This window comes from Streptomyces sp. TRD_SC_5, from assembly GCF_056836825.1.
This window is the reverse complement of the sequence record NZ_JBWZZS010000001.1, coordinates 3,897,834-3,922,803: the sequence shown is the minus strand read 5'-3', so window position 1 is coordinate 3,922,803 and position 24,970 is coordinate 3,897,834. Positions and strand designations below refer to the sequence as shown.

Annotated in this window: 16 protein-coding genes and 3 rRNA genes; 10 read left to right on the top strand and 9 right to left on the bottom strand. The window is 66.8% G+C overall.

All coding sequences use genetic code 11. The features are described from left to right. Nucleotides 1-47 precede the first annotated feature (47 nt). Both AC1P0E_RS18255 and AC1P0E_RS18250 read right to left on the bottom strand, forming a co-directional pair. Nucleotides 48-1,058: a C40 family peptidase gene (locus AC1P0E_RS18255; protein WP_482745798.1), complete on the bottom strand. Its 1,011-nt coding sequence runs from the start codon at nt 1,056-1,058 to the stop codon at nt 48-50. 157 nt (nt 1,059-1,215) lie between these two features. After that, entirely contained in the window at nt 1,216-1,584 is a 369-nt protein-coding gene (locus tag AC1P0E_RS18250) for a peptidoglycan-binding domain-containing protein (RefSeq protein WP_482743220.1), read from the bottom strand. 501 nt (nt 1,585-2,085) lie between these two features. On the opposite strand from AC1P0E_RS18250, the gene AC1P0E_RS18245 reads away from it, so the two are divergent. The 9 genes from AC1P0E_RS18245 (at nt 2,086) to AC1P0E_RS18205 (ending at nt 12,805) form a co-directional block, all read left to right on the top strand. Beyond that, complete coding sequence (locus tag AC1P0E_RS18245; RefSeq protein WP_482743219.1) at nt 2,086-2,277, top strand: DUF397 domain-containing protein; 192 nt, start codon at nt 2,086-2,088, stop codon at nt 2,275-2,277. Next, nucleotides 2,270-2,509, top strand: coding sequence for a DUF397 domain-containing protein (locus AC1P0E_RS18240; protein ID WP_482743218.1), 240 nt, complete (start codon nt 2,270-2,272; stop codon nt 2,507-2,509). The genes AC1P0E_RS18245 and AC1P0E_RS18240 overlap by 8 nt, the downstream gene beginning before the upstream one ends. Before the next feature lie 192 nt (nt 2,510-2,701). Next, nucleotides 2,702-2,869, top strand: a complete 168-nt coding sequence (locus tag AC1P0E_RS18235; RefSeq protein ID WP_482743217.1) for a VOC family protein — start codon at nt 2,702-2,704, stop codon at nt 2,867-2,869. Between the two features lie 2,107 nt (nt 2,870-4,976). Beyond that, on the top strand, nt 4,977-5,285 hold the full coding sequence (locus AC1P0E_RS18230) for a hypothetical protein (RefSeq protein WP_028814667.1): 309 nt from the start codon (nt 4,977-4,979) through the stop codon (nt 5,283-5,285). A 180-nt stretch (nt 5,286-5,465) separates the two neighbouring features. Continuing rightward, nucleotides 5,466-6,314 (top strand): DUF8175 domain-containg protein, encoded by an 849-nt coding sequence (locus tag AC1P0E_RS18225; RefSeq protein ID WP_482743216.1) that lies wholly within the window; start codon nt 5,466-5,468, stop codon nt 6,312-6,314. Next, entirely contained in the window at nt 6,304-7,704 is a 1,401-nt protein-coding gene (locus AC1P0E_RS18220) for a hypothetical protein (protein ID WP_482743215.1), read from the top strand. Before AC1P0E_RS18225 ends, AC1P0E_RS18220 begins: the two co-directional genes overlap by 11 nt. After that, the gene (locus AC1P0E_RS18215) at nt 7,701-9,254 is read left to right on the top strand and encodes an SCO6880 family protein (protein ID WP_482743214.1); all 1,554 of its coding nucleotides are present in this window, start codon (nt 7,701-7,703) and stop codon (nt 9,252-9,254) included. The genes AC1P0E_RS18220 and AC1P0E_RS18215 overlap by 4 nt, the downstream gene beginning before the upstream one ends. A 19-nt stretch (nt 9,255-9,273) precedes the next feature. Further along, nucleotides 9,274-10,689 carry an ATP-binding protein gene (locus AC1P0E_RS18210; protein ID WP_482743213.1) on the top strand — a complete coding sequence of 472 codons (1,416 nt, stop codon included), beginning with the start codon at nt 9,274-9,276 and terminating at the stop codon, nt 10,687-10,689. A 1-nt stretch (nt 10,690) separates the two neighbouring features. Beyond that, nucleotides 10,691-12,805, top strand: coding sequence for a type IV secretory system conjugative DNA transfer family protein (locus AC1P0E_RS18205; RefSeq protein ID WP_482743212.1), 2,115 nt, complete (start codon nt 10,691-10,693; stop codon nt 12,803-12,805). A gap of 100 nt (nt 12,806-12,905) precedes the next feature. Here AC1P0E_RS18205 and AC1P0E_RS18200 read toward each other — a convergent pair whose 3' ends face one another. The 5 genes from AC1P0E_RS18200 to AC1P0E_RS18180 all read right to left on the bottom strand — a co-directional run bounded on the left by AC1P0E_RS18200 (nt 12,906) and on the right by AC1P0E_RS18180 (nt 20,136). Beyond that, nucleotides 12,906-13,463, bottom strand: coding sequence for a GNAT family N-acetyltransferase (locus tag AC1P0E_RS18200; RefSeq protein WP_482743211.1), 558 nt, complete (start codon nt 13,461-13,463; stop codon nt 12,906-12,908). Between the two features lie 307 nt (nt 13,464-13,770). After that, nucleotides 13,771-13,887: ribosomal RNA gene (gene rrf / locus AC1P0E_RS18195) — 5S ribosomal RNA — on the bottom strand. Nucleotides 13,888-13,961: 74 nt separating this feature from the next. Then, nucleotides 13,962-17,086 (bottom strand): 23S ribosomal RNA (locus AC1P0E_RS18190). Nucleotides 17,087-17,385: 299 nt separating this feature from the next. After that, nucleotides 17,386-18,911 (bottom strand): 16S ribosomal RNA (locus tag AC1P0E_RS18185). The 16S, 23S and 5S rRNA genes sit together here, the layout of an rRNA operon. Before the next feature lie 667 nt (nt 18,912-19,578). Further along, on the bottom strand, nt 19,579-20,136 hold the full coding sequence (locus AC1P0E_RS18180) for a MarR family winged helix-turn-helix transcriptional regulator (RefSeq protein WP_482743210.1): 558 nt from the start codon (nt 20,134-20,136) through the stop codon (nt 19,579-19,581). A gap of 126 nt (nt 20,137-20,262) precedes the next feature. Between AC1P0E_RS18180 and AC1P0E_RS18175 the strand changes: the two genes are divergently transcribed. Beyond that, nucleotides 20,263-21,555 (top strand): MFS transporter, encoded by a 1,293-nt coding sequence (locus tag AC1P0E_RS18175; protein ID WP_482745797.1) that lies wholly within the window; start codon nt 20,263-20,265, stop codon nt 21,553-21,555. A gap of 66 nt (nt 21,556-21,621) precedes the next feature. Here AC1P0E_RS18175 and AC1P0E_RS18170 read toward each other — a convergent pair whose 3' ends face one another. Together AC1P0E_RS18170 and AC1P0E_RS18165 are read right to left on the bottom strand one after the other, a co-directional pair. Then, nucleotides 21,622-23,298 carry an ATP-binding SpoIIE family protein phosphatase gene (locus AC1P0E_RS18170; RefSeq protein ID WP_482743209.1) on the bottom strand — a complete coding sequence of 559 codons (1,677 nt, stop codon included), beginning with the start codon at nt 23,296-23,298 and terminating at the stop codon, nt 21,622-21,624. Nucleotides 23,299-23,481: 183 nt separating this feature from the next. Then, nucleotides 23,482-24,822, bottom strand: a complete 1,341-nt coding sequence (locus AC1P0E_RS18165; RefSeq protein WP_482743208.1) for an NAD(P)/FAD-dependent oxidoreductase — start codon at nt 24,820-24,822, stop codon at nt 23,482-23,484. Nucleotides 24,823-24,970: the final 148 nt, after the last annotated feature.

Below are 24,970 nucleotides of genomic sequence, written 5' to 3'. Positions count from 1 at the left end.
CGTCTTCGCAGCTCAGAGGGTGGCGATAACGGAGAGTTCCAGCCACGTCACGCGCCGCTGCGGTCCTCCGGCAGGTCCGTGGGAAGTGCTTTCGCGCCATCCTCGGTCACCCGGGTAGCCCCAAAGTAATCCGGCGTATCGATCTTGTCGAAGCGAATCACGGCCCCGGTGTACGGCGCGTTGATCATGTACCCGCCGCCGACGTACAACCCGACGTGCCGGATGGCCCGCGAGTTGGTGAGGTCGTCCGAGAAGAACACCAGGTCCCCGGGCAGCAGCTCGTCCCTCGAAGGATGCGGCCCCGCGTTGTACTGATCGTTGGCCACCCGTGGCAGCTCGATCCCGACGGTCCGGTACGCGGCCTGCGTCAGCCCCGAGCAGTCGAAACGCCCGCCCTGCTCAGGCGTGCCGTTCCCGCCCCACAGATACTTGGTCCCAAGCTTCTTCTGCGCGAAGTAAATGGCCCCGGCGGCCTGCCGCGACGGCTCGACCCGCCCCACAGGCCGGGCGAAACTCTGCTCCAGACTGGTGATGATCTTCACGTAGTTCTGCGTCTCGCGGTACGGCGGAACGCCCCCGTACTTGATGACGGCGTAGGCACCCGCGTTGTAGGCGGCGAGCATGTTCTTGGTCTGATCCCCCGGCACCTTCTTGACGTATCCGGCCAATTGGCAGTCGTACGTCGCGGCTGACGGAATCGCGTCGGCCGGATCCCAGATGTCCCGGTCCCCGTCCTTGTCCCCGTCGACCCCGTGCGCGGCCCACGTCCCCGGGATGAACTGCGCGATGCCGCGCGCGTTGGCCGGGCTCTGCGCCTGTGGGTTCCAGCCGCTCTCCTGGTACAACTGCGCGGCGAGCAGCGCGGGGTTGATGGCCGGGCAGAGATTGCCCCACTTCTGTACGAGCGGCTGGTAGAGCGCGGGCACGGCCCCCTTGGCCAGCCCGACCGCCCGCCCGCCACCCGCACCGCCGGCCAGCCCCGCGGCCGCGGAAAAGGTGCCGACGACGAGCAGCGCGACAAAGCTCAGACAGAGCCCGATCCCGATCCCAGTGGCCACCCAGACTTTGCGCACCCCTCAACCCTCCCCCATCCGGGACGGGTTCACAGCAGTTTTGGCGCGCGCGTCCGATGCCGTATCACTCACGTACGTCCACAATGCCGCGTCCGCCTCCGCCACGCGGTGACGGACACAACACTCACGTACTGCTTCGGATTCAGACGGCCCGCAGAGCAGCCCAGGTCTGCGGCCCGACGATCCCGTCGACCCGAAGACCGTTCACGTCCTGGAAGTGGACGACCCAGCTCTCCGTACGAGCCCCGAAGATGCCGTCAACAGCGAGCGGCCGCCCCCCGGCCCAGTAATTGATGAGGCACTGCACCTCCTTCACAGCGGCGCCGGACCGGCCGCGCCGGGTCGTGCCGTTGCCGTCGTAGTAGCCGCAGTGGGCAGGCGCGGCGAGCCCGGCGAGAGGCACGGGCGCGGCGACCGGCGCGGCGGAGTGCGCGACGGCGGGGCTGACGGACATGGCGAGCGCGCCGAGTACGGCGGCCGACGCGAGGGCGACCCGGTGACGTACGACCATGAGGAACTCTCCTTCTCCGAGCTGAGCTGAGCTGAGCTGAGCTGAGGATGCGGCTGAAGTGCCGGAGAAGTTCGTGTCCACCGAAAGTCCCATTATGCGCATATGCCACTAGAACTACCCATGTGAGTGACGGGTACAGACAGCGCAGCGCACCAACACACTGAGTGACCCTCAGTCCGCCCCACCGGGGCCGCACACGGGATGAGAATCGGTGGCGAGCACGAGAGAGAGCGGCCCGGGAAGCACGATCCCTCCCCGTTGTCCCTGGCCGGTCAGGGGTGACGTCACGGGCCAGTCCGTCGCGTACGCGCTGGGAAGCATGCCCCAGCTCGACACAGTGCACCTCGACCAGCCCCCCACGGGGCCGTGCTGCTCGACGCCGAGGCCCAACTCCAGAAGTATCGAAAAGCTGCTCGACCACATGGAGCCCGGGGCCCTCGCCCCAGACGACTCCCGGGGCTTCATCCACATGATTGCCCAACGCCTCTGAAAGGGCCCGCCATGCCGAACGCCAACTGGCAGAAGTCGTCGTACTGCGGAGAAGGCGACGCCCGCCTCAGCGTCACCACATCGACCGGCCGCACGGTCAGACTCACCGAGAGCGGCGACCCCAGCGGGGCGATACTCCACACGACGCCCGCCACTTGGGCCAAGTTCCTACGCGACCGCAAGGAGTCCCCGAACCATGGCTGAGATCCCCACCGGCCTCGACTGGATCCGCGCCGCCCCCGAGGGTGAAGAAGGGCCCGGCCCTTGGATCGAGATCGCCTTCGGCCCGGAGGACCTGGTCTACCTCCGCGAGACCAGCGCCCCGGAGAACGTCGTGACGACGACGCAGAAGAAGTGGGACGCGTTCGTACTCGGCGTACAGGCCGGCGAATTCGACCACTTCGCCGAGCTCGACGCCGAGAACCCCACCGTCTGAGTGCCGGTTCCCCACCGACCCGAGCGCCCCGGCCCGCGCCGCCGCACGCCGGTAGCTTCGCCGCCTGATCAACGGTGCTCACGTCATCATCTACAGCCGCGACGCCGAAGCGGACCGGGCGTTCTTTCGGGACGTGCTCGGCTTCCCCACATCGATGCCGGAGACGGTTGTGAGTCGCACGCGGTCTTCCTGATGTGTGACGACGTAAAGGCCACGGCGGAAGAGCTCAGCGCGAAGGGCGTGGAGTTCAAGCAGCCGGTCAGCGATGAGGGGTGGGGGCTGATGACGGTAATCAAACTCCCGGGAGGCGGTGACCTCGGCCTGTACGAACCACGGCACCAGAGGACGCATGAGCTGTAAGAGTGCGCCCAGGGGTGAAGAGGCCGGGGCTTCGGCGGGCCCGTGGCGTTGGTTGCGTCTGGTGTGGGGGCCGCCTTTGGTGAGGGTGGCGTCGGAGGCCCGGCGGTAAAGGGCGCTCCTGCGTCGCGTCGCCTGCGGCGATTGCGCTCCGCTCCACCCTTGACCGCCGAACCTCCGCCGCAATGCTTAAGGGGGGCGGCCCCCGGGGGAAGCCCACGGAAAAGGCCCGGCGATCGGCTGCGCTGTCGCTGCCGGGCGACGGGCTCGGTGGGTGAGGCGCACGAGCTCTATGGGGCGGCTCGGCCCCAGGCTCAGCGGGTGCGGCAACGGCCGCTGGTGCACCACCCCCATTCCGGACGCACACGAACACCCACGCCGGTAGGCGGCCCACCAAGAGGATCGACCTGCGAACCATCCCGTATGCGAGTGGGACGCGACAGTTGAATGGGGCGACTCGGGCCGGCTCGGCGTCCACCCCCACCGGTGGTCGGCCAGGCCACAAGCACGTTGCTGGGCTTCGTGCGTGGAGGGGCGTCCAGGGGTGTGGTTCTGCCGATGGCTGCGGCGCGCCTGCGACCAGCAGGCCGCGCTGCGGCCGGGAACAAAGCCCGGCCCGCCCGGGGGCGATCCGGCCCGCCATCCCACCCACGCCAGTCACACCATCCGAGCGGTGCGCCCGGTCCGTAGGGCCGCCGTGGGTCGAAACGCTCCCATGACGACCGGAAGCGATACGGCTGAGACGGATGGGACTGAAGAGGCGTTGGGACTCGCCAAGTGTTGGGTTCGTTGCACCCGGCTCCCCCGGGGCGGCAGGTGGGGCGACCCGGTTCCCCCAGGGAAGCGAAAGCCGACCGGCGACCGTCAAGTCGCCACACCAAACTCACCAGCCACACCGCCGAGCCGGCCCCCCAACGGCAGCCCTTTTCGACCCCCACCGCCCCCTGCGCGTGGGTCGAAACGCTCCCGCGATGGCCGGAAGCGCAACGACTGTGACGAGTGAGGCGTGAGGGGCGCCGAGATTCGCCACGTGTCGAGTTCGTCGCAATGGGAGACCGCAGCTCACCAACAACGACGGCCGTACACACTCCCGTAAGCGACTTGAGCCGCTGACCGGGCGCAGCGGAAGCCTTTAGCCGACAACCGACGATCCGCCCCGACGCCGACTCGGAAAAATGCAACACCCGAGGCGCATGCCACGCCGGTGGTGTGGCATCCGGCCCGGGAAGGGCGAGAGTCTCGCCCCTCGGCCCCACCGGCCGGGACATCCGCCCCGGCCTTGATCGTCGACAGGACTACTCGCCCCTGGGTGCCCTTCCACCCACCAAGCCCGACCACGTGCTTGTCGCTCGACCGACCACCGGCCGGGGTGGACGCCGAACCCGCCGAGTCGCCCCATTCAACTTCGCGCCCCACCCGCGCAGACATCAGTCCGCAGGTCGACCCGGACGGTCGGCCGTCCACCGGCGTGGGTGCCCGTGTGCGTCTGGTTTGGGGATGGTGCACCAACGGCCGTCGCCGCACCCGCTGAGACTGGGGCCGAGCCGCCCCCTAGACCGACCGCGCCCCACCCACCAACCCGCAAGCCACCGAGCCCACCCGCGCCCATATCCCAGTTGTCGTGCAGGGCGTTTTTTCTTGGGCCGTCCCCTGTTGAGCGTTAGCGGTGGGACGGGGCGGCGGGTCAAGGGTGGAGCGAAGCGAAATCGCCGCAGGCGACGCGACCGCAGGGAGCGCCCTTGACGCGCCGCCCCGGCCCACCGACACTCGAGCGCTCAGGACGGCCCGAAACCCCCAGACGCAACCAGTGGTCAGCCACCCCCGTCCCCCAGAAGCGACCAGCAGCCCCTCGGCGCCCGCCTCACCAAAGGTGCATAACGCCAGTCATTGCCCGCAGTCACGCCTCGTGATACACAGAGTGACCATACGCGTTTCCGAATACAACCGGTAGGCACCGCAGGTCAACGCGGTCCTTCCGGCCATACGTGCGGAGGTCGGGCAAAGACAGCCACCAAGTCGACATACCAGTGCGGTTTCATCAGCGAAGATAGAGCGTGACCCCTGCCGTGCGGCGGGGGCGACGAACTACCCGACAGGGGCGGTGACTTACATGAACCTGGCAGCCGAAAAGGGCGACATCACCACCATCATTGGTGGAATCGCCCCGAACTGGGGTCCCTTCGGAACCCTGGGGAACGAGGCCCGCGTCATGATCGAGGTCGTGATGGCTGTTGCCATCCTCCTCTGCCTCGGAATCGCCATCTGGGGAGCGGCAAAGCAGCGGATCGGCGCGACGGCTCTGAGGGACACGTTCAGCGCGGAGCAGGGCAAGGGTCTGATCGTCGCGGGCCTCACCGGCGTCTTCATCATCGGCTCGCTCGGCACCCTCTTCACCATCGTGTACGGGATGGCTGTTTAAACCACCGTCAGCCAGCACCGGGTGTGCCCCGGCCCACCTCCCACCCCACCCGTCCGTCGTGCCCATTGGCTGAGGTTGCGTCTCCCTGATGTCGAGTCACCACACCGCGCCCGCGCGGGAACCAGCACGGCTACCGTCGTACTACGCGGAACTGCAAACGGTTGAGGGGGCGCACGCGGCATGAGTCTCGGCGACGAGCACGGCTACGGCAGCGACAGCGGTCGTTCGGACCGTGTCGGTGGCTCCGGCCAGACCCGCACACGCCTCCCCGGGGGCGGCGGGAGCGATGTGTACGGGGGCGCGCGACGACCCGTGCGGACCTCCCGTTCCCTCATCACCGTGGTGGGCGTGGTGGTACTGCTGATCGCGGCTATCGCTTTCGCGAACCAGGGTGGTGGAGACACCGGCTCCGGCAATGAACCCAAGCGGGGCGGTGAGGCGGCTCCGACGTCTGCGACGGGTGTGAGACCGGTTGAGGGGAAGAACGGGATGATCCCGTCCGGTTTCGCGCAGGACGAGCAGGGCGCCCAGTCGGCGGCCTCCAATTTTGCGGTGGTCCTCGGTTCGGACGGGATGTTCAAAGAAGACACCCGCCACGAGATCGTCGACTCGGTCTACACGCCTGAAACTGCTCAGAAGCTGAGAGGCCCTCAGGACAAGGCCTACTCCGCCAGCTTCCTGCAGAAGCTCGGCCTGGATGCGGCCGGCAACCCCCCGGCGGGCAGCACGTTCGTCTCGCGCACCATCCCCGTCGGCACAAAGGTGGAGAGCTTCGGTGGGTCCACCGCCAAGGTCTCCGTCTGGTACACGGGCCTGATCGGCATGTCCGGTCAGGGGTCGACCGACCCGGTGAGCAGCACCTGGAAGACCTGGGCCTTCGACCTGAAGTGGACCGACAACGACTGGAAGATCACCTCCGACTCCCAGCAGGACGGCCCTGCTCCCGTCCCAGGAGATGTTGCGGCGGCGACTTCAGACGAAATCAGCGAAGCGGTCGCAAAGTACGGAGGGTTCACTTATGCCAGGTAGCCCCCGCCCCCGCGTCCAATCGGTCGTCGCCGCGCTGGCAACCGTGCAGGCGGCTGTGGTGCTCTTCGCAGCGCGTGCTGCCGCCGCGCCGACCCCCACCCCGTCACCCGGCAAGAGCGACGACCCCTGCGATCTGCTGATCGGTCCTGCCAAGGAGTACTGCGAGGACGGCGAAGGCGGCGGCTCCAACCTCCGCGCTCCCACCGACCCCGCCGAGTCCCTGGACCCCCTCTCCTCCCTCGCCAAGGGCTGCGCCGACGCCGCCGCGTGGATCGTCGGGAAGCTGTCCGACGCCGTGAAGTCGACCGCCACCGTCGACTTCACCAACCCCAAGTTCCTCCAGCAGTACGCCGTCGTCTTCGCCGCCTCCGCCATCCTCACGCTCGTCCTCTGGCTGCTCGCCGTCGCCAAGCGCGCCATCCGCGGTGTGCCGCTCGCGACCGCGCTCTCCGAGGCCATCGGGTTCCTCTGGCTCACCGTCCTCGCTTCTGCCTTCACGCCCCTGATCCTCTACACCATCGTGTCCGCCACCGACGGCGTCACCGAGGTCATCGCCGCCGGCACCGGCGGGCAGACCGACGTGTTCTTCGGGTCGTTCGCCGAGGCGCTCAAGAAGGGCGACGACATCGGTGGCGGGCCGATCATGCTGATCGTCGTCTCCCTCGTCACCATCCTCGCGGCCGGAATCCTCTTCCTGGAGCTGTTCATCCGCGCCCTGCTGCTCTACGTCGGCGCGCTCCTCGGCGTCGTCGTCTACGCGGGGCTGGTCGACAAGAACATGTGGGGCCACGTACGCCGCTGGGCCGGCATCATGATCGCGATCATCATGGTCAAACCCGTCATCGTGATCGTCCTCGGTCTCGCCGGGGCCCTCTCCGCCGACGACGGGCCGAACGCCTTCTCCGCCGTCGTCTCCGGCCTCGCCATCATCCTGCTGGCGATCTTCGCGTCGGGCATGATCTACCGCTTCGTCCCCGGCTTCGGTGACGAGATCGCCTCCGCCCGCAGCAACCGCAACAAGGCCACCGACGGCGCCCAGGCGGCCGCCGTCATCAGTTCCCCCGCCGCCCTCGTCTCGCAGGGCATCAAGACCCACAGCAGCCGTGGCGGCGGAGGCGGCGGCGACCGGGGCGGCAACAGTTCGCCGCCCCGCCAGGCCAACCCCGTCAGCGGCGGCGTGGCCGCCCACAGCGCCCGCGGCTCCGGCGGAAGCGGCTCCGGCGGACCCGGCACAGGAGCAGGCGCAGGAGCGGGCACGGGAGCCAGCGGGGGCGGAGGCGGAGCCGTCCCCTCCGCCGCGCCCTCGGCCCGTACCAACAGCACCCACACGAACCGCGGTACCGGAAACACAGGCACCGGCAACAACAGCACAGGAGGTGCAGGGCGTTGACGACGCAGTCCCAACCGATCACGCCCCGCCGTACGTATCTCATCGGCCGCGCCCGGCCGAACGCGATCGTCGGCAAGAACCGCGAGACCGGCGAGATCGCGCTGATCATCGCCGGCGCGTTCCTCGGCATGATGAGCGGCCTGCTGGTCCCCGTCCTGTCCCTGCGGATCGTGCTGCTCATGGGCTTCCCGATGCTGGCCCTGATGGCGGTGTACGTCCCGTACAAGCACCGCACCCTCTACAAATGGTTCGAAATCAACCGCAGTTACAAGCGGACCCTGCGCAATGGCACGACGTACCGCAGCGGCGCCATGGAAGCGGGCGTACGCAGCATCGACGGTCGTGAGGTCGAAGTCGGCCCCCCGCCCGGCATCGGGCGCATCAACTGGCTCGCCGCCCCCTTCGGCCCCGACGAGATCGCCGTACTCCTCCACGCCGACCGCCGCACCGTCACAGCCGCCATCGAGATCGAGGGCCCCGGCGTCGGCCTGCGCGACAGCGAGGACCAGGAGGCGCTGGTCGACCGGTTCGGCACGCTGCTCAAGCATGTCGCCAACGGCGACGGCTTCGTCACCCGCCTCCAGATGCTCGCCCGCACCCTCCCCGCCGACCCCGACGCCCACGCCAAGGACGTCGCCCAGCGCGGCGACACCCACGCCCCCGGCTGGCTGAAGGACTCGTACGACCAGCTCCAGTCCATGGTGTCCACGTCCAGCGAGCAGCACCGCGCCTACCTCGTCGCCTGCATGCACTACTCCCGCGAGCTCGCCGCCGAGGCCAACGCCATGGCCCGCGCCGCCCGCCCGCACGGCGGCCGCAAGCTCGACCGCGACTCCGGCCTCGCCGTCGTCATGGCGCGCGAGCTGACCGACATCTGCGCGCGGCTCGCGGAGGCGGACATCCGCGTACGCCAGCCCCTCGGCCAGGGGCGCCTCGCCTCCCTCGTGCACTCGATGTACGACCCCGACCACCCCATGGACCACATCCAGGCCATGACGAAGCGCAACGCCTGGCCGGCCGAGCTGGACGCGATGGAGGCGACGTATCTGCAGGCCAAGACGCGCGAGTCGTCAACGCGCGCGCCCTGGTGCCACGCCACCGCGTGGGTGAAGGAGTGGCCGATGACGCCGGTCGGCGTGAACTTCCTCGCGCCGCTGCTCGTCCACACCCCCGACGTGATCCGTACCGTCGCCGTCACCATGGACCTCGAACCCACCGAGATCGCCATCGAGCGGATGCTGACGGAGAAGACCAACGACGAAGCGGAAGCCAGCCGTCAGGCCAAGATGAACCGCACCGTCGACCCGCGCGACATCGCGGCACACGGCCGGCTCGACCAGCGGGGTGAAGATCTCGCGAGCGGTGCGGCGGGGGTCAATCTCGTCGGGTACATCACTGTGTCGTCGCGTTCACCCGAGGCGCTGGCCCGCGACAAGCGGACCATCAGGGCCTCGGCCGGGAAGTCGTATCTGAAGCTGGAGTGGTGCGACCGCGAGCACCACCGGGCGTTCGTCAACACCTTGCCGTTCGCCACCGGCATCCGTCGTTAGCCGAGAGGGCAGACCCGCCATGCGAGATCCGCTGTCCGCCGTCACGGATGCCTTCACCAGTTTCGTTTTCGGGAAGGTCGAGACGACCAGACTCCCTGTCCGTACGTCGACGGGCCAGGCCCAGGCCGTCTACCTGCCGACCGCGGCTCCGGGCCTCGGCGACTCGGGCGTGATCATCGGCCGCGAGGTCTACAGCGGCAAGGGGTACATCTACGACCCTTTCCAGCTGTACGGACAGCAGCTCCCCGCGCCGCACTGGCTGGTCCTCGGCGAGTCCGGCAACGGCAAGTCGGCGCTGGAGAAGACGTACGTACTGCGGCAGCTGCGCTTCAAGGACCGGCAGGTCGTCGTCCTCGACGCGCAGGGCGAGGACGGGGCGGGCGAATGGAACCTGATCGCGCAGGAGCTGGGGATAACTCCCATCCGGCTCGACCCGATGGCGGCACTCGACGGCGGCATCCGCCTCAACCCGCTCGACCCGGCGATCACGACGACGGGGCAGCTCGCCCTGCTCCGTACGATCATCGAGGTCGCGATGGGACACGGCCTCGACGAGCGGTCCGGCTTCGCGCTCAAGGTCGCGCACGCGTACGTGAACGAGACGATCATCGACCGGCAGCCGGTCCTGACGGACATCGTCGAGCAACTGCGCCACCCGGAACCGGAGTCGGCGGAGGCGATGAACGTCGACCTGGACGACGTACGGGCATGGGGCCTGGACGTGGCTCTGGTCCTCGACCGGCTGGTCGACGGTGACCTGCGCGGCATGTTCGACGGTCCGACGACGGTCGGCATCGACCTCGACGCCCCGCTCATCGTCTTCGACCTCTCGCACATCGACCGCAACTCGATCGCGATGCCGATCCTGATGGCGATCGTGGGGGTGTGGCTGGAACACACCTGGATCCGGCCGGATCGCAAGAAGCGCATCTTCCTGGTGGAGGAGGCGTGGCACATCATCAACTCGCCTTTCGTCGCTCAGCTCTTCCAGCGCCTGCTGAAGTTCGGCCGCCGGCTCGGGCTCTCCTTCGTGGCGGTCGTCCACCACCTCTCCGACGTGGTGGACGGCGCGGCGGCGAGGGAGGCGGCAGCGATCCTGAAGATGGCCTCGACCCGGACGATCTACGCCCAGAAGGCGGACGAGGCGCGGGCGACGGGCCGGGTGCTGGGCCTGCCGAGGTGGGCGGTCGAGATCATCCCGACCCTCACCCCCGGTATCGCCGTATGGGACGTGAACGGCAACGTCCAAGTCGTCAAACACCTGATCACAGAGGCGGAACGGCCCCTCGTGTTCACGGACCGCGCGATGACGGAGACCTCGGCGGAGATGATTTCGGACGACCTGCGAGCCGCGGAGTTGGAGGCGGAGCAGCGGGCCATCCTCATCGAGCAGCAGATGAACGAGTCCTCGTCCTCGGAATCGACGGTCGCCTGACATGAGACACAACGACAGGCATCAGCAACAACAGCAACTCCAACAGCAACAGCCGGGTGAACGCGGCATCCCCGACTCCCTGCTGGTCGGCCTGCTGGCCTTCATGCTGGGCCTGACGATCCTGGCCTGGTTGGCGACGGGCCTGGCGGGCCTGTTCGCCCACGGCGCGTGGCCGGCCGGCGTCACGTTCGCCCGTACGCCGCTGGCCCTGCGCCGCCTGATGGGCGCACCTCAAGACATCCCGGCCGCGTGGCCGGACACACCGCCGGACCAGCTGTCGGGGTACGGGCTGTTCTGGGGCCTGCTCATCGGCGAGCTGATGGTGGCGTGCGTACTGGCGATCTTCGTGATCGGCGTACTGGCCCGCCTGAAGGTGCAGCGCGAGACGGCAAGAGCGGCGGCGAAGGCAGGCAGGGGAGCAGAAGACCCGCCAACTGGGCACGCGGGTGCCGGCGCCGGTCCGGGCATGGCTACGGGCGCTGGTACGGGCATGGGCGCCGGCGCGGCTTACGGCTACGGGACGCCGGGAGAGCACCCGCACGCAGGCGCGGGACCCGATTACGGCCGGCCCGCCGGCCCACCGCACGCGGGAGCCGGTACCGGCGCCGGGGCGGGTGCGGCCTACGCGCCCGGGACCCCACCGCACGCCGGCGCGGCCTACGGATACGGGGCACCCGGGACCCCACCGCACGCGGGAGCCGGTACCGGCGCTGGGGCGGGTGCCGGTGCCGGCCACGGGCCCGGGGTTCTGCCCCACGCCGGAGCGGGTGCGGCCTACGCGGGCTACGAGTCCGCGGCTCTGCCGCACCCGGATGCCAGTGGCAGCGCCGGTCCGGGTGACCTCGGACCCGGCTACGGATCAGCGGCAGGCGTCGCCGGAACAGCCGCCGCCCACAGTGCCGGACACGGATTCGGCCCAGGCATGCCCCCCGGCGCCGCACCACCCCACGCCGCCGCTGCACCCGGCACCGGTGGCCCAACCGCCGTCCCGGCTCACCCCGGTGACGCCCAGGGCATGGCCCAGGCCGCGGCCGCGGGCGCAAAGCCCTACCACCTCCATGGCGCGGACACGCACCCTCAGCAAGCCACCACCCCCGGCCTCCACCCCGGCACCCTCCCGCCGGGGAGCCACGCCCCCACGAGCCCTCACCCCCACGCCTGGACCGCCCCCGCCGTCCCGGCGCCCCGCGCACCCCGCCTCCTCTACGGCAGCCCCGAGGCCCGCCGGCCCGCCGCCGTGCAGGCCGTCCTCGACGCCGCGGGCCCCGCGCTCGTCGTCACGTCCGACCCCACCCTGTGGGCCGAGACCAAGGACGCGCGGGCCAAGCTCGGCCCCGTTCTCGTGTACGACCCCGGGCACCTCTGCGACACCCCCGCCCGCCTCCACTGGTCCCCCACCGCCGGCTGCGAACGCGCCGATGTCGCCGCCGCCCGGGCAGTCGCGCTGTTGGCGCCCATACGGCCCCAGGCGCGGCTGGACGCCGCGATGGCCGACACCGCGGAGACGCTGCTGAGCAGCTGGCTGCACGCCGCCGCCGTGGACGGCCGCCCCTTCCGGCAGGTGCACCGCTGGGCGCAGGGTCACAGTGCGCACGAGCCGGTACGTATCCTCCGCACCCACCCCAAGGCGTCGAGCGGCGCCGCGGGCCTCCTCGAGTCCGCGCTCACCGCGTACCCGGAACGCCGGGAAGTCGCCCAGGAGTTGACGGTGAGGGCGCTCGCGGCCCTCTCCTCGATCCACATCCGCGAGGCATGCACCCCCAATCGAAACGATTCGGTCACTTTGGAATCATTCGCGGACGAGGGGGGCACCCTTTATGTGGTGGGTGAAGCAATCGAGGACCCCAAGTCGCAACCCGGAGCGATGCCTCTGCTCACCGCACTCACATCAAGCGTGGTCGAGCACGGCCGCCGCATGGCCGCACGGTCATCCGACGGTCGGCTCGACCCACCAATGTCGTTCGTCCTGGACGACGTCGCGGCCGTGGCTCCGCTTCCCCAGCTTCCCGAGCTGCTGTCGACCGGTCAGGACCAAGGCCTGCCGACCCTGGTCCTGCTCCGTTCGCAGGAACAGGGCCGAGCCCGCTGGCCGGACCACCCCCTGACCCCCGGGTAAGCCGCCGCCACGCCCACAGGCCGCCAGGGCCAAGGGCTGTGACAGAGCCTCAGTTACGGCAGTGGCAAGGGCCGGCAGCCGGGAATGAAGTACTCCGCCCCTAACTCCACCCCCGCACCACCTCCATCTCGTACTCCATGGCCGCCCCGCACCCCGGCACCGCCACGATCTCCCCGCTCCGCACGAACCCCGCCTTGGCATAAAGCGCCTCCGCCCGCGCATTCCGCTCGTGCACATACAGCCGCACCCGCTCCACCCGCGGCTCGGTCAGCCCCCACGACCACTCCAGCGCCACCCGGAAAAGCTCCTCCGCCACCCCGGTCCCCCGCGCCTCGGGCCGCACGAAGACGCCCACCACATGCACCTGGTCGACCTCCGGCGCACCACCGAACGTCGCCTCGTCCCCAGCCCGTTCGACGATCGCCGTGACAGACCCCACCCATCGCCCGTCCGGCGCCTGGGCGACGAACTGCCGCGCGTCACGGCCCTCCGCGACCCTGGCCGTACGCCCCTCCCAGAAGGAGTCCGGCTCGCGCACAGCCTTTCCGTACGTCTCCAGGAACGCGATGCCCGCCAGCGGATCCTGAAGCGCGGCAAGCCTCAGCTCCTTCGCCTCGGGCCACTCACCAGCGCGTACAGGCCGAATCACACAGTCCATCCCCCGATACTCACCCCTCCCTGATCCCCGAGCCAAGCGATTTCGGCGTCGTACCCGGGTACTACTCCCCGCGCCCAGCTCCCGCCCACGATCGGACGATGCGCCGCGCGCCTTCTGATCGCCACGACGGCAGCGTCGTGTCGGGTCGTCCTGCGGGTGGTAACTCCCGGAAGAACTCCTGTCCGGCGGGATCGCATGCAGGCGGTAATCCTGGCGTACGACGCAAAGCTGGTACGGCCGGCCTGAAAACCGCCCAGAACGCAGAAAAGCCCCGCACCATAAGGTGCGGGGCTTTCCCACAATAATTGTTCGGCGGCGTCCTACTCTCCCACAGGGTCCCCCCTGCAGTACCATCGGCGCTGAAAGGCTTAGCTTCCGGGTTCGGAATGTAACCGGGCGTTTCCCTAACGCTATGACCACCGAAACACTATGAAGTTAAACAAACCGGTAAAGGCACAGTTCGTTACTTCAGAACAAACACAGTGGACGCGAGCAACTGAGGACAAGCCCTCGGCCTATTAGTACCAGTCAGCTCCACCCGTTACCGGGCTTCCACATCTGGCCTATCAACCCAGTCGTCTACTGGGAGCCTTAACCCCTCAAAGGGGGTGGGAACACTCATCTCGAAGCAGGCTTCCCGCTTAGATGCTTTCAGCGGTTATCCTTTCCGAACGTAGCCAACCAGCCATGCCCTTGGCAGGACAACTGGCACACCAGAGGTTCGTCCGTCCCGGTCCTCTCGTACTAGGGACAGCCCTTCTCAATATTCCTACGCGCGCAGAGGATAGGGACCGAACTGTCTCACGACGTTCTAAACCCAGCTCGCGTACCGCTTTAATGGGCGAACAGCCCAACCCTTGGGACCGACTCCAGCCCCAGGATGCGACGAGCCGACATCGAGGTGCCAAACCATCCCGTCGATATGGACTCTTGGGGAAGATCAGCCTGTTATCCCCGGGGTACCTTTTATCCGTTGAGCGACAGCGCTTCCACAAGCCACTGCCGGATCACTAGTCCCGACTTTCGTCCCTGCTCGACCCGTCGGTCTCACAGTCAAGCTCCCTTGTGCACTTACACTCAACACCTGATTGCCAACCAGGCTGAGGGAACCTTTGGGCGCCTCCGTTACTCTTTAGGAGGCAACCGCCCCAGTTAAACTACCCATCAGACACTGTCCCTGATCCGGATCACGGACCGAGGTTAGACATCCAGCACGACCAGAGTGGTATTTCAAGATTGACTCCACACACACTGGCGTGCATGCTTCACAGTCTCCCACCTATCCTACACAAGCCGAACCGAACACCAATATCAAACTGTAGTAAAGGTCCCGGGGTCTTTCCGTCCTTCTGCGCGAAACGAGCATCTTTACTCGTAGTGCAATTTCACCGGGCCTATGGTTGAGACAGTCGAGAAGTCGTTACGCCATTCGTGCAGGTCGGAACTTACCCGACAAGGAATTTCGCTACCTTAGGATGGTTATAGTTACCACCGCCGTTTACTGGCGCTTAAGTTCTCAGCTTCGCACGCCCGAAAGCGCACTAACCGGTCCCCTTAACGTTCCAGCACCGGGCAGGCGTCAGTCCGTATACATCGCCTTACGGCTTCGCACGGACCTGTGTTTTTAGTAAACAGTCGCTTCTCGCTGGTCTCTGCGGCCACCCCCAGCTCACCGTGTAAAACGGATCACCAGTGATGGCCCCCCTTCTCCCGAAGTTACGGGGGCATTTTGCCGAGTTCCTTAACCATAGTTCACCCGAACGCCTCGGTATTCTCTACCTGACCACCTGAGTCGGTTTAGGGTACGGGCCGCCATGAAACTCGCTAGAGGCTTTTCTCGACAGCATAGGATCATCCACTTCACCACAATCGGCTCGGCATCAGGTCTCAGCCTCAATGAGGGACGGATTTACCTACCCCTCGGCCTACACCCTTACCCCGGGACTACCACCGCCCGGGCTGGACTACCTTCCTGCGTCACCCCATCGCTTACCTACTACCACCTTGGGCCGGCGGCTCCACCACTTCCCTTTGCCCGAAGGCTCCAGGACGGCTTCACGGCCTTAGCATTAATGGATTCGATACTGGGCGTTTCAAAGCGGGTACCGGAATATCAACCGGTTGTCCATCGACTACGCCTGTCGGCCTCGCCTTAGGTCCCGACTTACCCTGGGCAGATCAGCTTGACCCAGGAACCCTTAGTCAATCGGCGCACACGTTTCTCACGTGTGTATCGCTACTCATGCCTGCATTCTCACTCGTGAACCGTCCACAACTCGCTTCCGCGGCTGCTTCACCCGGCACACGACGCTCCCCTACCCATCCCAGCCCCCGTTGGGGGTATGTGCTGGAATGACACGACTTCGGCGGTACGCTTGAGCCCCGCTACATTGTCGGCGCGGAATCACTTGACCAGTGAGCTATTACGCACTCTTTCAAGGGTGGCTGCTTCTAAGCCAACCTCCTGGTTGTCTCTGCGACTCCACATCCTTTCCCACTTAGCGTACGCTTAGGGGCCTTAGTCGATGCTCTGGGCTGTTTCCCTCTCGACCATGGAGCTTATCCCCCACAGTCTCACTGCCGTGCTCTCACTTACCGGCATTCGGAGTTTGGCTAAGGTCAGTAACCCGGTAGGGCCCATCGCCTATCCAGTGCTCTACCTCCGGCAAGAAACACACGACGCTGCACCTAAATGCATTTCGGGGAGAACCAGCTATCACGGAGTTTGATTGGCCTTTCACCCCTAACCACAGGTCATCCCCCAGGTTTTCAACCCTGGTGGGTTCGGTCCTCCACGACCTCTTACAGCCGCTTCAACCTGCCCATGGCTAGATCACTCCGCTTCGGGTCTAGAGCGTGCAACTCAATCGCCCTATTAGGACTCGCTTTCGCTACGGCTTCCCCACACGGGTTAACCTCGCTACACACCGCTAACTCGCAGGCTCATTCTTCAAAAGGCACGCAGTCACGACGCATTGAGTAAACTCAATGCGCGACGCTCCCACGGCTTGTAGGCACACGGTTTCAGGTACTATTTCACTCCGCTCCCGCGGTACTTTTCACCATTCCCTCACGGTACTATCCGCTATCGGTCACCAGGGAATATTTAGGCTTAACGGGTGGTCCCGCCAGATTCACACGGGATTTCTCGGGCCCCGTGCTACTTGGGTGTCTCTTAAACGAGCCGTATGAATTTCAGCTACGGGGGTCTTACCCTCTACGCCGGACCTTTCGCATGTCCTTCGCCTATCCATACGGTTTCTGACTCGTCTCACAGTCGGCAGACTGTGACAAAGAGATCCCGCAACCCCGTATGCGCAACCCCTGCCGGGTATCACACGCATACGGTTTGGCCTCATCCGGTTTCGCTCGCCACTACTCCCGGAATCACGGTTGTTTTCTCTTCCTGCGGGTACTGAGATGTTTCACTTCCCCGCGTTCCCTCCACATACCCTATGTGTTCAGGTATGGGTGACAGCCCATGACGACTGCCGGGTTTCCCCATTCGGAAACCCCCGGATCAAAGCCTGGTTGACGGCTCCCCGGGGACTATCGTGGCCTCCCACGTCCTTCATCGGTTCCTGGTGCCAAGGCATCCACCGTGCGCCCTTAAAAACTTGCCCACAGATGCTCGCGTCCACTGTGCAGTTCTCAAGCAACGACCAGCCACCCATCACCCCACCCTTACGGGCGAGTGCACTGGGGCCGGCATCGCGAAGATAAGGACCGAAGTCCGTACCCTCAGATACCCAACAGCGTGCCCGACCCGATTTACTGTGCTCACTTTCCACGCCGAAGCAGTACTTGTGAACCCACCAAACCGTGCCGAGTAGTCAACGTTCCACCCATGAGCAACCAGCACCGGACGTTCGCCGATGAACTGGCCTCTGACCCGGCGAACCGAGTAAGAAGTGCTCCTTAGAAAGGAGGTGATCCAGCCGCACCTTCCGGTACGGCTACCTTGTTACGACTTCGTCCCAATCGCCAGTCCCACCTTCGACAGCTCCCTCCCACAAGGGGTTGGGCCACCGGCTTCGGGTGTTACCGACTTTCGTGACGTGACGGGCGGTGTGTACAAGGCCCGGGAACGTATTCACCGCAGCAATGCTGATCTGCGATTACTAGCAACTCCGACTTCATGGGGTCGAGTTGCAGACCCCAATCCGAACTGAGACCGGCTTTTTGAGATTCGCTCCGCCTCGCGGCATCGCAGCTCATTGTACCGGCCATTGTAGCACGTGTGCAGCCCAAGACATAAGGGGCATGATGACTTGACGTCGTCCCCACCTTCCTCCGAGTTGACCCCGGCGGTCTCCTGTGAGTCCCCATCACCCCGAAGGGCATGCTGGCAACACAGGACAAGGGTTGCGCTCGTTGCGGGACTTAACCCAACATCTCACGACACGAGCTGACGACAGCCATGCACCACCTGTATACCGACCACAAGGGGGGCACCATCTCTGATGCTTTCCGGTATATGTCAAGCCTTGGTAAGGTTCTTCGCGTTGCGTCGAATTAAGCCACATGCTCCGCTGCTTGTGCGGGCCCCCGTCAATTCCTTTGAGTTTTAGCCTTGCGGCCGTACTCCCCAGGCGGGGAACTTAATGCGTTAGCTGCGGCACCGACGACGTGGAATGTCGCCAACACCTAGTTCCCAACGTTTACGGCGTGGACTACCAGGGTATCTAATCCTGTTCGCTCCCCACGCTTTCGCTCCTCAGCGTCAGTAATGGCCCAGAGATCCGCCTTCGCCACCGGTGTTCCTCCTGATATCTGCGCATTTCACCGCTACACCAGGAATTCCGATCTCCCCTACCACACTCTAGCCTGCCCGTATCGAATGCAGACCCGGGGTTAAGCCCCGGGCTTTCACATCCGACGTGACAAGCCGCCTACGAGCTCTTTACGCCCAATAATTCCGGACAACGCTTGCGCCCTACGTATTACCGCGGCTGCTGGCACGTAGTTAGCCGGCGCTTCTTCTGCAGGTACCGTCACTTTCGCTTCTTCCCTGCTGAAAGAGGTTTACAACCCGAAGGCCGTCATCCCTCACGCGGCGTCGCTGCATCAGGCTTTCGCCCATTGTGCAATATTCCCCACTGCTGCCTCCCGTAGGAGTCTGGGCCGTGTCTCAGTCCCAGTGTGGCCGGTCGCCCTCTCAGGCCGGCTACCCGTCGTCGCCTTGGTAGGCCATTACCCCACCAACAAGCTGATAGGCCGCGGGCTCATCCTTCACCGCCGGAGCTTTTAACCCCTCCCCATGCAGGGAGGAGTGTTATCCGGTATTAGACCCCGTTTCCAGGGCTTGTCCCAGAGTGAAGGGCAGATTGCCCACGTGTTACTCACCCGTTCGCCACTAATCCACCCCGAAGGGCTTCATCGTTCGACTTGCATGTGTTAAGCACGCCGCCAGCGTTCGTCCTGAGCCAGGATCAAACTCTCCATGAATGTTTGCTCGTAATCGAGCTAGCACCACGAAAGAGCGGAACAGATCGGGCCGGAATATGGCCCGCTGTTCTCAGCGTCCTCGCTGTGTTTGCCTGGACTGCACTATCACTAGGACAGCCAGGTCTTCTTCAAAGGAACCACCAACCCACCGAAGTGGGCCGGGGTATCAACATATCTGGCGTTGACTTTTGGCACGCTGTTGAGTTCTCAAGGAACGGACGCTTCCTTTGTACTCACCCTCTCGGGCTTTCCTCCGGGCTTTCGTTCGGTATTTCGTGTTTCCGACTCTATCAGACTCTTTCGTGTCCGACTTCCTCGGCGCTTTCCAGGTTTTCGCTTTCGCGTTTCCCTTTCCGGCGATTCCGACTCTATCAGATCCTTTCGGGCCTGACTCCCAGTCAGCGGGCTTGTCTTTCCGGCTGTTTGGGCCGTTCCGACGTCCTGAACCCTAGCGGATTTCCCGGGCGGCTCATAATCGAGCGAGCCTGTCGAATGAATTCCGGCATGCCGAAATTATCTCCGAGTGGGAGATCGTGCAGAGTTTGGGTTTGCCGCGTTCGCGGCGAGCGGCTGTCGCAGAACCGTTCCGGCTCGGTGACAACTCGAAGAACCTTACGGATCGGCGGGGGCCGTGTCAACCCCCGCCGATGTGGCGTAAGTCCGGGTGTCAGTCCAGGTCCGTGAGGCGACCGCCGGCGTCCGGCTGGGCGTCCTCGACCCTGCGCAGCAACCGGATAAGCATCTCGCCGAGCGAGCCGCGTTCGTCGGCGGACAGGTCCTGGAGCAGGTCCTCCTCGAAGCTCGATGCCATGCGCATCGCCTCGAGCCACTTGGTGCGACCCTCGTCCGTTAGCTCGACGATCACGCGCACGCGATTGTTCTCGTCGCGGTCCCTCGTGACCAGGCCGTCCGCCGCCATCCGGTCAATGCGGTGGGTCATGGCGGCCGGGGTGAGGCCGAGGCGCTTCGCGAGTTCGCCGGGGCCCAGGCGATAGGGGGCGCCGGAGACCACCAGGGTCTTCAGGACTTCCCACTCGGTGTTGCTGATGCCGAGTGCGGCGACCTGGCGTCCGTACGCGACGTTCATGCGGCGGTTCAGGCGGCCCAGGGCCGAGACGACCTTCTCCACCTGCGGGTCCAGGTCGCCGTACTCGCGCTGATAGGCGGCGATCTGTTCGTCGAGGCTCGGCTCCTGGGGGCCGGGCGGCTCTTGGGTCTCAGGCATGCGGCGCAGTATGACACGGAGCCGCTGGCGGTTAAGTCCTTCACTGTGTACTGTTGAGGTTCTAACTTTAGTGTTGAAGTCTTCAGACTTCAGCTCTTCTCTTTTCGAACCTTGAGGCAGGTGAGTGTGACCAGGGCAATGGGCGCCGCGATGCGCCGGATCCAGATGGGGAACGCGCTGAGTGCGTTCGGTATCGGGTTCACCGTTCCGTATCTGTATGTGTACGTCGCCCAGGTGCGGGATCTGGGCGCGAGTACAGCAGGTGTGGTGCTCGCCGTCTTTGCTGTGGCCGCACTCGTCGTCCTGCCCTTCACCGGCCGGGTGATCGACCGGCGCGGGCCGCTGCCCGTGCTGGTCGGCGGTGCGGTCAGTGCCTCCGCGGGGGCCTTGTGCATGGGGCTCGCGAGCAGCGTGCCGATGGTCCTGCTGTCCGCCGCGCTGCTCGGCGCGGGTACGGCGGTCGTACAGCCGGCACTCGCCACGATGATCGTGTGGTGCTCGACGCCCGCCACCCGTACGCGGGCCTTCGCCACGCAGTTCTTCCTCGCGAACCTCGGCCTCGGCATCGGCGGGCTCATTGGCGGCCAGCTGGTCGACGAGAGCCGGCCCGACAGCTTCCTGCTCCTCTTCAGCATCGAGGCCGTGATGTTCCTGGTGCTCGCCGGGATCGGGGCGAGCGTCCGGCTGCCGCGTGCGGCCGTCATCCCCGGCGCCATGCCGCAGGACGACGCCGCCCCCAAGGGCGGGCTGCGGGCGCTGCTGAAGCACCGGGCGATGGTGCAGCTGTGCGGGCTCGGGTTCGTACTGTTCTTCGCCTGTTACGGGCAGTTCGAGTCGGGGCTCGCGGCATACGGCACCGAGGCGGCGGGCATCGAGCCCTCCACCCTCGGGATCGCGCTCGCGGCCAACACGGCCGTCATCGTCATCGCGCAGTTCGTCGTGCTGCGGCTGGTCGAGCGGCGGCGGCGGTCGCGGGTCATCGCGCTGGTGGGGCTGATCTGGACCGTCGCGTGGGTGGTGGCGGGTTACGCCGGGCTCGGGCACGGCAGCCAGACGATGGCCACGGCGGCCTTCATCTCGACGTACGCCCTCTTCGGGCTCGGTGAGGCGATGCTGTCGCCGACCGTCGCGCCGCTGGTCGCCGATCTGGCGCCGGAGTCGATGATCGGGCAGTACAACTCGGCCTTCGCGCTGGTCAAGCAGCTCGCACTGGCGGTCGGGCCCGCGGTGGGCGGGCCGATGGGCGCGTCGCTGCACGCGCCGTACATCCTCACCTTCGTCGTCTTCTCGCTGGGTATCAGCGTGCTGGCGCTCCGGCTCGGCAAGCAGTTGACCGCCGCGCAGGACCGGCCGCTGCCGGCCAAGTCGCGGGTCGTTGCTTCGGGCGTGCCGGCGAAGGATCTGGCACCGGTGGAGTAGGGCGGGCCTCGGGTCCTGCGAACCTTTCCCCGCTCCCGCTCCTTCCCGTCCGGAGCTCCGGACGCGTCAAGCTGTCGGCAGGGCGAATTCGCACCACACCGCTTTGCCGCCGCCCGGTGTGCGGCGGCTGCCCCAGGACGAGGCGATCGTCGCGACGATCGAGATGCCGCGGCCCGCCTCGTCCGCCGGTTCGGCACGCCGTCGGCGCGGCAGGTGGTCGTCGCCGTCCGTCACCTCGATGATCAGGCGGCGGTCGGTGCGGCGAAGGCGCAGCCGCATCGGCGGAGTGCCGTGCTGGAGGGAGTTCGCGACCAGCTCGCTCGCCGCCAGTACGCCCAAATCGCACAGCTCCATCGGGAAGCGCCAGGAGGCGAGGACCCCGGAGGCGAAGGCGCGGGCTCGGGGGGCTGCTTCCACGCCGCCGAGGAGTTCCAGCGCGGCGTTGTGGAACAGCTCCGCGTCCGAGCCGGTGCGCGTGGGGTGCTGGAGGACCAGTACCGCTACGTCGTCGTCATGGTCGGCGGTGACGCCCAGCGCGCGGATCAGGCGGTCGCAGACGACCTGGGGCGTGCCGGTGGCGCCGGACAGGGCGCGTTCCAGGGCCGCTACACCCTCGTCGATGTCCTCGCGGCGGCGCTCGACGAGACCGTCCGTATAGAGGACAGCCGTGGAACCCGGCGGGAGGGCGATGGTGCCCGAGGTGTGCATCCAGCCGCCGGTGCCGAGCGGGGGGCCCGTGTGGTCCTCGGCGCGGCGGACCGTGCCGTCCTCGTCGCGGACAAGGATCGGGAGGTGGCCCGCCGACGCGTAGACGAGGCGGCCCTCGTTGGGGTCGTGGACGGCGTACGCGCAGGTCGCGATCTGGCTGGCGTCGATCTCGGCGGCGAGGCCGTCCAGGAGTTGCAGGACCTCGTGGGGCGGGAGGTCGAGTCGGGCGTACGCGCGGACCGCCGTGCGGAGCTGGCCCATGACGGCGGCGGCGCGCACCCCGCGGCCCATGACATCGCCGATGACCAGGGCCGTACGGCCGGCGCCGAGGGTGATGACGTCGTACCAGTCGCCGCCGACCGCCGCGTCCGTACCGCCCGGCTGGTACGTGGCGGCGATGCGCAGGTCGTCGGGCTGCTCCAGCTCCTGGGGGAGCAGGGAGCGTTGCAGGGTGACCGCCGTCTCGCGCAGGCGGCGCTCGCTGGCGCGCAGGCGCTCGGCGGCCTCCGCGTGGTCGGTGACGTCGGCGGCGAAGACGAGCACGCCGCCCTCTCCACGGCCGTCACCGGCGCCGGCCGCGGGCTCGATCGGCGTACAGGTGATGGTGTACGAGCCGCCCTTGGGCACCTTGCGGGATTTGACCGTGCGGGGCGTGCCGCTGCGCAGGACCTGGTCCATGAGCGGGAGCAGGCCGAGCTCGTCCAGCTCGGGGAGGGCCACGGCGGCGGGCGCGCCGGTCTCCCGGGGGCCGAAGGTGGCGGCGTAGGCGTCGTTGACGTACGCGACGCGGTGCTCGGGTCCGTACACCAGGGCGACGAGAGCGGGGAGACGGCCGAGGATCTCGCGGACGGAGAGGCCGGTCAGGAGGTGCGGGGAGTGCAGGGGGTCGTCGCCGGGCGCGTCCGGGGCGTCGGGCCCGTGCTCGGACTGCCGGCCGTACTCAGCGCGGGCCGCCGGGACGGAGCCGCGGTCGGTCCGCGCTGCGGCGCGGCGCTGCGTTCCGGGGAGACGGGCGCTCCAGCGCGTGAAGTTCACTGACTTTCAAGCCTCATGGTGTCGCGTTGCGTGGCGTCGCTGACGCTGTGGTTGCAGGAGTTGCTGTGGTGGGTGTGGATGCTGTGGGAGAGGGCCTGCTGTGTCGCTACAGCGGGTCACCCTGAGCAGGTGCGAGCCAACCTATGGTCACACGCCCAGTGTGACCGACCGCACTGACAGTCGTCACTTGCTCTTGGGCGGCTTGCCGCCCGCCGCGAGTTCGAATTCGGCTCGCGGGTGCTCCAGGGAGCCGAGTGAGACGATCTCGCGTTTGAAGAGTCCGGCGAGCGTCCATTCGGCGAGGACCCGGGCCTTGCGGTTGAAGGTCGGCACCCGGCTGAGGTGGTACGTGCGGTGCATCAGCCAGGCCGGATAGCCCTTGAGCTTGCGGCCGTAGACGTGCGCGACACCCTTGTGGAGGCCGAGCGAGGCGACCGAACCGGCGTATTTGTGCTCGTAGTTCTTGAGTGGTTCGCCGCGCAGTGAGGCGAGGACGTTCTGGGCGAGGACCTTGGCCTGGCGTACGGCGTGCTGGGCGTTGGGCGCGCACTCACTGCCCTTCTCGTCCGCGGTGAGATCGGGGACGGCGGCGGCGTCCCCGGCGGCCCAGGCGTGCTCGGTTCCTTCGATCGTGAGTTTGGCGGTGGCGGTGAGGCGGCCGCGTTCGTTCCGGGGAAGGTCGCTCGCCGCCAGGACGGGGTGCGGCTTGACTCCTGCCGTCCATACGACGGTGCGGGTGGGGAAGCGCGAGCCGTCGCTGAGGACGGCGACGCGGTCCGCGCAGGAGTCGAGACGGGTCTCCAGGCGTACGTCGATGTTGCGGCCGCGCAGTTCACGGATCGCGTACTTGCCCATCTCCTCGCCGACCTCGGGGAGGATGCGGCCGGTGGCCTCGACGAGGATCCACTTCATGTCCTGGGGCTTGACGTTGTGGTAGTAGCGGGCGGCGTAGCGGGCCATGTCCTCCAGCTCGCCGAGCGCCTCCACGCCCGCGTATCCGCCGCCGACGAAGACGAAGGTGAGGGCGGCGTCGCGGACGGCCGGGTCGCGGGTGGCGGACGCGATGTCCATCTGCTCGATGACGTGGTTGCGCAGGCCGATGGCTTCTTCGACGGTCTTGAAGCCGATGGCGTAGTCGGCGAGGCCGGGGATGGGAAGGGTGCGGGAGACGGAACCGGGCGCGAGGACGAGTTCGTCGTACGTGATCTCGGTACCGCCCGTGCCCTCCTCCTCGGTGGCGAGGGTCGTGACGGTCGCCGTGCGCTTGGCGTGGTCGATGGACTTGGCCTCGCCGATGACGATCTTGCACTTGTCCAGGACGCGGCGGAGCGGGACCACGACGTGGCGCGGCGAGATGGAGCCGGCCGCCGCTTCGGGCAGGAACGGCTGATACGTCATATAGGGATCAGGGGTCACCACGATGACCTCGGCCTCGCCGCTTCTCAGCTTCCGCTGGAGGTGCAGAGCGGTGTACATCCCGACGTAGCCGCCGCCGACAACGAGAATGCGCGCAGGTTCTGTCACTGTCCCATGACGCAACGGCTGAAGGACTTTGTCCACAGCCCCGGCAAATTGTGTGACCGGGGGCCATGCGCGCGTCGTGGTGCGGCAATTCCTTCCCAAACTGGAAGGTTTGCAGGTCAGCGCGTGGCGAGGGGGTACGGACACTGGC